The following is a 9,591-nucleotide window of genomic DNA, read 5'->3' as shown; positions in this document are numbered from 1 at the left end:
CGCACTCGCCACCGACCCCAAGCTGATCGCGCTCGACGAGCCGGCCGCCGGCATGAACGCCACCGAGAAGGTGGTGCTGCGCGAACTCATCGACACCATCCGCAAGGACGGCCGCACCATCCTGCTGATCGAGCACGACGTCAAGCTGGTGATGGGCCTGTGCGACCGCGTCACCGTGCTCGACTACGGCAAGCAGATCGCCGAAGGCACACCGGCCGAGGTGCAACGCAACGAAAAGGTGATCGAGGCCTACCTCGGCGATGGGCACAAGGCTCACTGACATGGCAACCACTTTTCTGAAAGTCAGCGGCCTCAAGGTCGCGTACGGCGGCATCCAGGCCGTCAAGGGCGTCTCGTTCGAGGTGCACGAAGGCGAGCTGGTGAGCCTGATCGGCGCCAACGGCGCGGGCAAGACCACCACGCTGAAGGCCATCACCGGCCTGCAGCCGGTGGCCGCCGGTGACATCGAGTACCTCGGCCAGTCGATCAAGGGCAAGGGCGCCTGGGACCTGGTCAAGCAAGGCCTGGTGATGGTGCCCGAGGGCCGCGGCACCTTCACCCGCATGTCGATCACCGAGAACCTGCTGATGGGCGCCTTCGTGCGCAAGGACAGCGAGATCGAGGCCGACATCGACAAGGTGTTCGGCATCTTTCCGCGCCTCAAGGAGCGCCGCAACCAGCTGGCCGGCACCATGTCGGGTGGCGAGCAGCAGATGCTCGCCATGGGCCGCGCGCTGATGGCCCGCCCCAAGGTGCTGCTGCTCGACGAGCCCTCGATGGGCCTGTCGCCCATCATGGTCGACAAGATCTTCGAGGTGGTGGCCGACATCGCCAAGCAGGGTGTGACCATCCTGCTGGTCGAGCAGAACGCGAGCCGCGCGCTGCAACTCGCCAACCGTGGCTACGTGATGGAGTCGGGCGAGGTGACCATGGGCGGCGACGCCGCAGGCCTGCTCAGCGACCCGAAGGTGCGGGCGGCCTACCTGGGCGAGTGAAGCGGGGCCTCGGCGCGGTCAGTCGACGGTCGCGCCCGAGGCCTTCACCACGCGCTCGTACTTGGCCCGTTCGCGCTTGACGAACTCGCCGAACTGCGCCGGCGAGGTGGCCATGGGCTCGGCCAGCAGGCTGGCCAGCCGCGCCTGCAGCTCCGGCGTGTTCAGCGCCTCGACGAAGGCCTTGTTGAGCCGCTGGGCCTGATCGGCCGGCAGCCCGGCCGGGCCGAACAGCCCGAACCAGGTGTTCACGTCGAAGCCCGCCAGCGCGGCATTGGTCTCGGCGATGGTGGGCAGCTCGGGCATGGCGCGGGCGCGCTGCGCGGTCGTCACCGCCAGGGCCTTGAGCTTGCCGGCCTTGATGTTGGCCGACGCGCTGGCCATGTTGTCGAAGGTCAGGTCGACCTGGCCCGACAGCAGGGCCAGCTGCGCCGGGTTGCCGCCGGCGTAGGGGATGTGGACCATGAAGACACCCGCCTGCGCCTTGAACATCTCGCCCGCCAGGTGGCCGGCACTGCCGTTGCCGCCCGAACCGTAGTTGAGCGTGCCGGGGTTGCGCTTTGCATGGGCCACCAGGTCGGCGACGTTGCGGATGCCGAGCCGGTTGGCGGTGTCGGGGTTCATCACCAGCACGTTGGGCACCTGCGCCACGCCGGTGATCGGCGTGAAGTCGCGCAGCGGGTCATAGGGGATGCGCGCGTACAGCCAGGGGTTGATGGCGTGCGTGGCCACGGCGCCCATCACCAGCATGCGGCTGTCGGGTGCGGCCTTGGCCACCAGGTCGGCGCCGAGGTTGCCGCCGGCGCCGGGCTTGTTCTCGACGATGACGGTACCCAGGCTGTCCTTTACGCGTTCGGCCAGGGCGCGCGCCACGATGTCGAGCGGGCCGCCGGGCGGGTAAGGAACGATCAGGCGGATCGGCGCACCGCCGGTTTGTGCCCAGGCGGGCAGGGTGGCGAACAGGGCGAGCGCCGCGCGGCGTTTCATCATCGTCAGGTCTCGTGTTTGTCGGCTTCGGAGGTGAAGCTGTCGGCGTAGAACTCGTCGAGCGGCAGGTTGCAGTGGGCGATGAAGTCGCGCTGTGCCGAGTCCACCATCACCGGCGCGCCGCAGGCATAGACCTGGTGCGCCGACAGGTCCGGCAAGTCGGCCATGACCGCCTGGTGGACGAAGCCGGTGCGGCCGGTCCAGTGGTCTTGCGCCTGCGGCTCGGAGAGCACCGGCACATAGCGCAGGTTGGGCAGCGTGCGCGCGGCCTCGATACACCAGTCGTGCATGTAAAGGTCGGCCTTGCTGCGGCAACCCCAGTAGAGAACCGTGGGTCGTGTGATGCCTTTCTGCCGCATGTGCTCGATGATGGCCTTCACTGGCGCGAAGCCGGTGCCGCTGGCCAGCAGCACGACTGGCTTGTCGCTGTCTTCGCGCAGGAAGAAGCTGCCGAAGGGGCCTTCGAGGCGCAGGATCTCCTTCTCCTTCATGGCGCCGAACACGTGGTCGGTGAACAGGCCGCCGGGCATGTGGCGGATGTGCAGTTCGATGCCCGGCTTGTCGGCCTGCGTGCCCGGCGCGTTGGCCATGCTGTAGCTGCGGCGGTGGCCGTCCTTCAGGATGAACTCGATGTACTGGCCGGCGCGGTACTGCAGTGCGTCGTTGGCGGGCAGTTGGAGCTGCAGCACGGCCACGTCGGGCGCCGGTTTGGTGATGGTCGTCACGCGACAGGGCATCTTGCGCACCGCGAACTCGCCGGCACCGGCCACGGTGCGCGCTTCGAGCGTCACGTCGGTCTGCGGTGCGGCGCGGCAGGTGAGGGTGTAGCCGGCCTCTTCTTCTGCCGGGCTCAAGGCCTTGGCCTGGTGCGTGCCGTGGATCACGCGCCCTTCGACCAGCTTGCATTTGCAGGAGCCGCAGGCGCCATCTCGGCAGCCGTAGGGCAGGCCCACGCCCTGGCGGATGGCGGCTGCCAGGATGGGCTCGTCGCGGTCGACGGAGAAGCTCACCCCACTGGGCAGCACGGTCACGGTGAACGTCATGGGATAACCTCAGGCCACGCATTTCAAGAAGTACAGCCTGCAATTTTGCCCGCTCAATCCATGACCCTTCAGGCCAGCCAGTCCGCCCGATTCAAACGCCCCAGCTTGCTGATCATCGGGTGCGGCGATGTGGGGCTGCGCGTGGTGCGATTGCTGAGCGCGCACTGGCGGTTGATCGGCCTCACCTCCAGCCCCGAACGGGCGCCGCAGCTGCGTGCGGCAGGCGTTGTGCCGCTGGTGGGCAACCTCGATGAGCCGCGTACGCTGGGTCGCTTGGCGGGCCTGGCCGATGCGGTGCTGCATCTGGCACCGCCGCCTGGCGAGGGCGAGATCGACTCGCGCACCCAGCACCTGCTGCAGGCGCTGGCGCTCAAGCGGCGCGTGCAGCGCATCGTCTATGCGAGCACCAGTGGCGTGTACGGTGACGCGCAAGGCGAACGTTTCGACGAGACCCGCGCCGCGCACCCGGCCACCGACCGCGCGCGACGCCGGGTCGATGCCGAGGCGCGGGTGCGCTGGTACGGGCAGGCCTTCGGTGCGCGCGTCACCGTGCTGCGCATCCCCGGCATCTATGCCAGCGACCGCCCCGGTGGTCACCCGCGCGAGCGCCTTGCGCGGGGCACGCCGGTGCTCGCGGCGGAGGACGATGTCTACACCAACCACATCCATGCCGACGACCTGGCGCGTGCCTGCATCGCTGCGCTGTACCGCGGCCTGCCGCAACGCGTGGTGCACGCGAGCGACGACACCGAACTGAAGATGGGCGACTACTTCGACCTGGCAGCCGATCTCAGCGGTCTGCCACGCCCGCCGCGCGTGCCGCGTCAGCAGGCGGGCGAGCAGCTGTCGCCGGTGCAGATCTCGTTCATGAGCGAATCGCGCCGGCTGGACAACCGGCGTCTGAAGCGGGAGCTGCGCTTGAAGCTGCGCTACCCGACAGTGCGCGAAGGGCTCAGCGCCGGCGCTGGCTGAAAGGCGGCAAGCCGCGCCAGTAGCGGATGGTGAGCCAACCCCCTAGCATGCCGCCCAGGTGGGCCAGCGAGCCGAGGTCGCCGTTCCAGCTGAGCAGCACGGCCAGCGCGCCGAACACGATGACGAAGACCTTCATCTTCATCGGGATGGGCGGGAACAGCGGCATCACCGTGCGGTCGGGGAAGTACATTGCCGTGGCCACCAGCAGGGCATAGATCGCACCCGAAGCACCGACCAGGCTGCTCATGCCACCCGCCCATGTCGCCACCACGAAGGTCAGCCCACCGAACACGGCGCCGATGGCGAGCATGGCCATGTAGCGCTTGCGGCCCCACATCATCTCCAGCTCGGAGCCGAACATCCACAGCCCCAGCATGTTGAAGAAGAGATGCAGCACGCTGCCATGCAGGAAGGCGTAGCTCAGCAACTGCCAGGGCCAGAAGAGACCGCTGTTCACGGGGAACAGCGCAAACCAGTAGCCGATGGGTGTGAAGGCCTGCAGACAGAACACCGCCGTGCAGGCCAGCATCAGGAATTGCGTGATCGGTGGAATCGGTGGCATGCGTCGGTCGGCTGCGAAACAATAAAGCCGCAAGGGTACCCGGTTTGCCAAGAGCGACCGAAGGCCTGTGGCAAAATCCCGCCCTCTGCTGCACCTGCCTCGGTGGTGAAATTGGTAGACGCGCCGGACTCAAAATCCGGTTCCGAAAGGAGTGCCGGTTCGATTCCGGCCCGAGGCACCACCCCTTCTTCTGCACCTCTCCAGCGGCCCTGCCACAATCACCGGCCAGGAGAGACCATGGTGCGATACAAGACGATTGAAGACGCGATCGGGCACACACCGCTCGTTCGACTGATCCGCATACCGGGTGCCGACAACGACAGCCGCGGCAACGTGATCCTCGGCAAGCTCGAGGGCAACAACCCCGCCGGCTCAGTGAAAGACCGGCCCGCCATCAGCATGATCCGTCGTGCCGAAGAGCGCGGTGACATCAAAGCTGGCGACACCCTCATCGAAGCCACTTCGGGCAACACCGGCATCGCACTGGCCATGGCCGCGGCCATTCGCGGCTACCGCATGGTGCTGATCATGCCGGAGGACCTCTCCATCGAACGCGCGCAAACCATGAAGGCCTTCGGCGCCGAGCTCGTGCTCACGCCGCGCAGCGGCGGCATGGAGTACGCGCGCGACCTCGCTGAGCAGATGCAGCGCGATGGCAAGGGCCGCGTGCTCGACCAGTTCGCCAACGGCGACAACCCGCGCGTGCACTACGAGACCACCGGCCCTGAGATCTGGGCCGACACCGCTGGTCGCATCACCCACTTCGTGAGCGCCATGGGCACCACCGGCACCATCACCGGCACCTCGCGTTTCCTGAAAGAGAAGAACCCGGCGGTGCGCGTGATCGGCGCGCAGCCGGCCGAAGGCTCGCGCATCCCGGGCATCCGCAAGTGGCCCGAGGCTTACATGCCCAAGATCTACGACCCGACCTACATCGACGAGACCGTCAACGTGGCGCAAGACGATGCCGAGGAAATGGCGCGCCGCCTGGCGCGTGAAGAAGGCCTCTTCGCCGGCATCTCGGCAGCGGGCGCCTGCTGCGTGGCGCTGCAGATCGCCAAGACGGCCGAGAACGCCACCATCGTCTTCGTCGTCTGCGACCGTGGTGACCGCTACCTCTCGACGGGTGTCTTTCCGGCCTGAACCCCATGAAGCACGCATACAACTACTGCCCCAACTGCGCCACACCGCTGCAGCAACTGTCTCAGGACGAAGATGGCGGGCCCAAGGTGCGCACGCGCTGCCCGGCCTGCGACTGGACGCACTGGAACAACCCCACACCGGTGCTTGCGGCGGTGATCGAACTCGCCGACCGCGAAGGGCAGGTGCTGCTGGCGCGCAATGCGGCCTGGCCGGGCCGCTTTTTCGGGCTTATCACCGGCTTCATGGAGGCTGGCGAAACACCGATGGGCGGTATCGCGCGCGAGGTGGCAGAAGAAACTTCGCTGAAGGTGGACGAGCTCAACCTGATCGGCGTCTACGACTTCCAGCGCATGAACCAGGTCATCATCGCGTACCACGCGGTGGCCCGTGGCGAGATCGTGCTGTCACCCGAGCTGGCCGAATACAAGACCCTTGCGCCTGCCGAAGTGAAGTGCTGGCCGGCCGGTACTGGCCAGGCCATGGCCGACTGGCTCAAGTCGCGCGGCATCACGCCGCAGTGGATGGACCTGCCGCCCCGCCGGCCCACGGAGAACTAGCATGGACTTCAGCAAGGAACTCGACACCCGTGGCCTGAACTGCCCGTTGCCGATCCTGAAGGCCAAGAAGGCGCTGGCCGATATGCACAGCGGCGAGGTGCTCAAGGTGGTGGCCACCGACCCAGGGTCGGTGCGCGACTTTCAGGCCTTTGCGCGGCAGACGGGCAATGAACTCGTCGAGCAGGACTCTGCCGACAACGAGTTCGTGCACTACCTGCGCCGACGCTAGGCGAGAGCGGGCCGAGCGCCGGCCCGCATCCCCTCGGGGGATCGGTCGGCGTACGCGCCGACCGAGGGGTTGTCTCAGATCTCGACGCTTCTGAGGTACTCGCGGAAGCCAGCTCCCAGCTGCGGGTGCTTGAGCGCCAGCTCCACGTTGGCCTGCAGGAAGCCTTCCTTGCTGCCGCAGTCGTAGCGCTTGCCTTCGTAGCGGTAGGCGAACACTTTCTCGCGGCGCAGAAGGCCGGCGATGCCGTCGGTGAGCTGGATCTCGCCACCCACGCCGCGCGGCTGGTTGGCGATCTCGTGGAAGACGCCGGGCGTCAGGATGTAGCGGCCCGCCACACCCAGGCGTGAGGGCGCACTTTCGGGTGACGGCTTCTCGACGATGCGGCTCACGTCCATCAGCACGTCGTTCACCGGCGTGCCGGCCACGATTCCGTAGCGGCGGGTGTGCTCGGCCGGCACCTCTTGCACGGCCAGCATCGAGACGCGCCATTCGTCGAATTGCTCGGTCATCTGCTGCAGCACGGGCTTCTCGCCGACCATCAGGTCATCGGCCAGCAGCACGGCGAACGGGTGGTTGCCCACCAGTCGCTGGCCGCACAGCACAGCGTGGCCCAGGCCCAGCGCCTGCGGCTGGCGCACGTAGATGCATTCCATGTCGTCGGGCTTGACGGAGCGCACCACGTCGAGCAGTTCCTGCTTGCCCGCCTGTTCGAGGGCTACTTCCAACTCGAAGGTCATGTCAAAGTGATCTTCGATCGGGCGCTTGTGCCGCCCCGTCACGAAGATCATTTCGCGCACGCCGGCGGCATAGGCCTCTTCGACGGCGTACTGGATCAGCGGCTTGTCGACCACCGGCAACATCTCTTTGGGCTGGGCTTTGGTGGCAGGCAAGAACCGGGTACCGAGGCCCGCCACGGGAAAGATCGCTTTAGTGACTAACATCTGCTTACAATCGTGTGGATGAGGGGAATGCTTCGAATTCATTGTGTCATGCGAGTTGTGACACGCGCACACCGAGCATGAGTGGGTCATGGATGTTCTGATCATCGAACCGCTGGAAGCCGAAGTCATGCAATGGCTGGCCTCGCGCTATTCAGTGCGTTATGCGCCGGAGTTGTCGCGCGACACCCGTGAGTTCCGCCAGTCCCTCTACAACGTGCGGGCTTTGGTGCTGCCCTCGCTGCTGGCGCTGGACGCCGCGACCCTGCACTACGCCCCGGTGTTGCGTGCTGTCGGCCGCGTGAGCGGCGGCGCCGAGAACATAGACCTCGACGCCTGCTCGCGCGCCGGCATCGAGGTGGTGCGCAGCCTGACCGCCACGGCGCAGGCCGAGGCCGAGTTCATGATCGGAGCAATGCTTTCACTGCTGCGCCGCGTGCCGGTGGAAGGCACCGACGGCATGCTGGTTGGCCGTGAGCTGGGCGCCTGCACCGTGGGCCTGATCGGCATGCCACCAGCCGCCAAGGCCATGGTGCAGATGCTGAGTGGCTTCGGCTCGCGCGTCGTCGGCTACGACCCCTCGCTGCACGCGACCGACGGCGTGTGGGAGCGCTGGCGCGTTGCGCCGCTGGGCCTGCGCGAGCTGCTGGAAACGAGCGACGCGGTGTGCGTGCAGCTCAATTACTTCAGCCGCTATCAGGGCCTGCTGGGTGAGCGCTTCCTGCCCTTCTGCAAGCCCAACCAGGTCATCGTGAGCGTGGCCCACTCCGGCGTGTTCAACGAACGTGCGCTGGCCGATGTGCTCATCAGCGGCCGCGTGGCAGCCTGCTGGCTCGACAGCCTGGAGCCCGGCGCGCTCGAAGAAGGCCGCCCGCTCAACGGCATGGACACGCTGCAGATCACGCCCCGCGTGGCCTGCACCACGCGCGAATCACGCCTGCGCAGCTCGTGGGCGGTGGCCAAGCGCATCGACGAGCTGCTCTCGGCCACGCCGCCTGCGCCGCGCGAGTTCAGGTCGACCGACCCAGGCGTGCCAACTGACCTTGCAGCCGAGCAAGTGCAGCAGTGAAGTCTGCGATGCGTTGCTTCTCCTGAACCACCACGGCCTCGGGCGCCCGCGCCACGAAAGACTCGTTCGAGAGCTTGCCTTGCGCCTTGGCGATCTCGCCTTCCAGGCGCTTGATCTCCTTGTTCAAGCGTTCGGTCTCGGCCCCCACGTCGATCTCCACGTGCAGCGCCAGGCGCGACGCCCCACTCACCACCACCGGTGACTGGCTTGTGGCCGCGTTGAACGCCGCCTCGTCGTCGAACACCTTCACCTCGGCCAGCTTGCCCAGCGTCCTGAGTACCGCAGCCACCTCGTTGACGAAAGCGTTGTCGCCGAAGGCATAGAGCGGCACGCGGTCGCTGGGCGAGAGGCCCATTTCGCCACGCAGCGCGCGGCAGGCGCTGACCATGCCCTTGAGCCTGGCCATCCAGGCATCTGCGTCGGTGTCGATGCGCTCAGGCTGTGCCTGCGGGTAGGCCGCGGTGGCGATGGTGTCGCCCATCTTGCGGCCGGCGATCGGCGCCACCGTGTCCCACAGCTCCGCGGTGATGAAGGGCGCGACCGGGTGCAGCAGACGCAGCGTGGCCTCCAGAACGCGGATCAGCGTGCGGCGCGTGGCGCGTTGCTGTGCCTCGGTGCCGGTCTGGATCTGCACCTTGGCGATCTCGATGTACCAGTCGCAGTACTCGTCCCACACGAACTGGTAGATGGTGTTGGCGACGTTGTCGAGCCGGTAGTCGGCAAAGCCTTGCGCCACGGCCGCCTCCACGCGCTGCAGTTCGCTCGTGATCCAGCGGTCGGCCGAGCTGAAGCTCAGGTAGCCGTGCGCCGGACCACCGGGCGCGCACTCGGCCTTGGTGTGTTCCTTCAGGCCGCAGTCCTGGCCCTCGGTGTTCATCAGCACGAACTTGGTCGCGTTCCAGAGCTTGTTGCAGAAGTTGCGGTAGCCCTCGCAGCGCTTGGTGTCGAAGTTGACGCTGCGGCCCAGCGTGGCCATGGCCGCGAAGGTGAAGCGCAGCGCATCGGCGCCGTAGCCGGGGATGCCGTCCGGGAACTCTTTCTCGGTGGCCTTGCGCACCTTGGGCGCTGTCTCGGGCTTGCGCAGGCCGGTGGTGCGCTT

Annotated in this window: 12 protein-coding genes and 1 tRNA gene; 8 read left to right on the top strand and 5 right to left on the bottom strand. The window is 67.1% G+C overall.

Annotated elements, in window-relative coordinates; all coding sequences use genetic code 11:
• Both VFL64_RS09765 and VFL64_RS09760 read left to right on the top strand, forming a co-directional pair.
• Nucleotides 1-280, top strand: a 280-nt coding sequence (locus VFL64_RS09765; protein ID WP_489540186.1) for an ABC transporter ATP-binding protein C-terminal domain-containing protein, incomplete at its 5' end; no start/stop codon positions are given.
• Between the two features lies 1 nt (nt 281).
• Nucleotides 282-995 carry an ABC transporter ATP-binding protein gene (locus VFL64_RS09760; RefSeq protein ID WP_489540185.1) on the top strand — a complete coding sequence of 238 codons (714 nt, stop codon included), beginning with the start codon at nt 282-284 and terminating at the stop codon, nt 993-995.
• 18 nt (nt 996-1,013) lie between these two features.
• Here the strand turns inward: VFL64_RS09760 and VFL64_RS09755 are convergent, their stop codons facing one another.
• A complete protein-coding gene (locus VFL64_RS09755; protein WP_489540184.1) occupies nt 1,014-1,982 on the bottom strand; it encodes a Bug family tripartite tricarboxylate transporter substrate binding protein in 969 nt (322 codons plus the stop codon).
• Between the two features lie 2 nt (nt 1,983-1,984).
• Nucleotides 1,985-3,022: a CDP-6-deoxy-delta-3,4-glucoseen reductase gene (locus VFL64_RS09750; protein ID WP_489540183.1), complete on the bottom strand. Its 1,038-nt coding sequence runs from the start codon at nt 3,020-3,022 to the stop codon at nt 1,985-1,987.
• A 60-nt stretch (nt 3,023-3,082) separates the two neighbouring features.
• Between VFL64_RS09750 and VFL64_RS09745 the strand changes: the two genes are divergently transcribed.
• The gene (locus tag VFL64_RS09745; RefSeq protein WP_489540182.1) at nt 3,083-3,994 is read left to right on the top strand and encodes an SDR family oxidoreductase; all 912 of its coding nucleotides are present in this window, start codon (nt 3,083-3,085) and stop codon (nt 3,992-3,994) included.
• Here the strand turns inward: VFL64_RS09745 and VFL64_RS09740 are convergent.
• The gene (locus VFL64_RS09740) at nt 3,975-4,556 is read right to left on the bottom strand and encodes a rhomboid family intramembrane serine protease (protein ID WP_489540181.1); all 582 of its coding nucleotides are present in this window, start codon (nt 4,554-4,556) and stop codon (nt 3,975-3,977) included. The two genes, VFL64_RS09745 and VFL64_RS09740, sit on opposite strands and share 20 nt — an antisense overlap.
• Nucleotides 4,557-4,652: 96 nt before the next feature.
• Here VFL64_RS09740 and VFL64_RS09735 point away from each other — a divergent pair.
• The 4 genes from VFL64_RS09735 (at nt 4,653) to VFL64_RS09720 (ending at nt 6,485) form a co-directional block, all read left to right on the top strand.
• Nucleotides 4,653-4,737: transfer RNA gene (locus VFL64_RS09735), tRNA-Leu, on the top strand.
• Between the two features lie 56 nt (nt 4,738-4,793).
• The gene (cysM, locus tag VFL64_RS09730) at nt 4,794-5,699 is read left to right on the top strand and encodes a cysteine synthase CysM (RefSeq protein WP_489540180.1); all 906 of its coding nucleotides are present in this window, start codon (nt 4,794-4,796) and stop codon (nt 5,697-5,699) included.
• Between the two features lie 5 nt (nt 5,700-5,704).
• Complete coding sequence (locus VFL64_RS09725) at nt 5,705-6,256, top strand: NUDIX domain-containing protein (RefSeq protein ID WP_489540179.1); 552 nt, start codon at nt 5,705-5,707, stop codon at nt 6,254-6,256.
• 1 nt (nt 6,257) lies between these two features.
• Nucleotides 6,258-6,485, top strand: a complete 228-nt coding sequence (locus VFL64_RS09720; protein ID WP_489540178.1) for a sulfurtransferase TusA family protein — start codon at nt 6,258-6,260, stop codon at nt 6,483-6,485.
• Nucleotides 6,486-6,559: 74 nt separating this feature from the next.
• Here the strand turns inward: VFL64_RS09720 and galU are convergent, their stop codons facing one another.
• Complete coding sequence (gene galU / locus VFL64_RS09715; protein ID WP_489540177.1) at nt 6,560-7,426, bottom strand: UTP--glucose-1-phosphate uridylyltransferase GalU; 867 nt, start codon at nt 7,424-7,426, stop codon at nt 6,560-6,562.
• Between the two features lie 88 nt (nt 7,427-7,514).
• On the opposite strand from galU, the gene VFL64_RS09710 reads away from it, so the two are divergent.
• Complete coding sequence (locus tag VFL64_RS09710; protein ID WP_489540176.1) at nt 7,515-8,492, top strand: NAD(P)-dependent oxidoreductase; 978 nt, start codon at nt 7,515-7,517, stop codon at nt 8,490-8,492.
• On the opposite strand, the gene VFL64_RS09705 is transcribed toward VFL64_RS09710, so the two are convergent.
• Nucleotides 8,434-9,591, bottom strand: a 1,158-nt coding sequence (locus tag VFL64_RS09705) for a class I tRNA ligase family protein (RefSeq protein ID WP_489540175.1), incomplete at its 5' end; no start/stop codon positions are given. The genes VFL64_RS09710 and VFL64_RS09705 overlap by 59 nt on opposite strands.

This window comes from Rhizobacter sp. (genome assembly GCF_035702065.1).
Classification (GTDB): Bacteria; Pseudomonadota; Gammaproteobacteria; order Burkholderiales; family Burkholderiaceae_C; genus Rhizobacter.
The sequence above is the reverse complement of the archived record's forward strand: the minus strand, read 5'-3'. Positions and strand labels throughout refer to the sequence as shown.

What these genes read in the sequence shown, in the direction of transcription:
- VFL64_RS09760 (WP_489540185.1), top strand. Translation starts at nt 282, where the DNA reads ATGGCAACCACTTTTCTGAAAGTCAGCGGCCTCAAGGTCGCGTACGGC.
- VFL64_RS09755 (WP_489540184.1), bottom strand. Translation starts at nt 1,982, where the DNA reads ATGATGAAACGCCGCGCGGCGCTCGCCCTGTTCGCCACCCTGCCCGCC.
- VFL64_RS09750 (WP_489540183.1), bottom strand. Translation starts at nt 3,022, where the DNA reads ATGACGTTCACCGTGACCGTGCTGCCCAGTGGGGTGAGCTTCTCCGTC.
- VFL64_RS09745 (WP_489540182.1), top strand. Translation starts at nt 3,083, where the DNA reads ATGACCCTTCAGGCCAGCCAGTCCGCCCGATTCAAACGCCCCAGCTTG.
- VFL64_RS09740 (WP_489540181.1), bottom strand. Translation starts at nt 4,556, where the DNA reads ATGCCACCGATTCCACCGATCACGCAATTCCTGATGCTGGCCTGCACG.
- cysM (WP_489540180.1), top strand. Translation starts at nt 4,794, where the DNA reads ATGGTGCGATACAAGACGATTGAAGACGCGATCGGGCACACACCGCTC.
- VFL64_RS09725 (WP_489540179.1), top strand. Translation starts at nt 5,705, where the DNA reads ATGAAGCACGCATACAACTACTGCCCCAACTGCGCCACACCGCTGCAG.
- VFL64_RS09720 (WP_489540178.1), top strand. Translation starts at nt 6,258, where the DNA reads ATGGACTTCAGCAAGGAACTCGACACCCGTGGCCTGAACTGCCCGTTG.
- galU (WP_489540177.1), bottom strand. Translation starts at nt 7,426, where the DNA reads ATGTTAGTCACTAAAGCGATCTTTCCCGTGGCGGGCCTCGGTACCCGG.
- VFL64_RS09710 (WP_489540176.1), top strand. Translation starts at nt 7,515, where the DNA reads ATGGATGTTCTGATCATCGAACCGCTGGAAGCCGAAGTCATGCAATGG.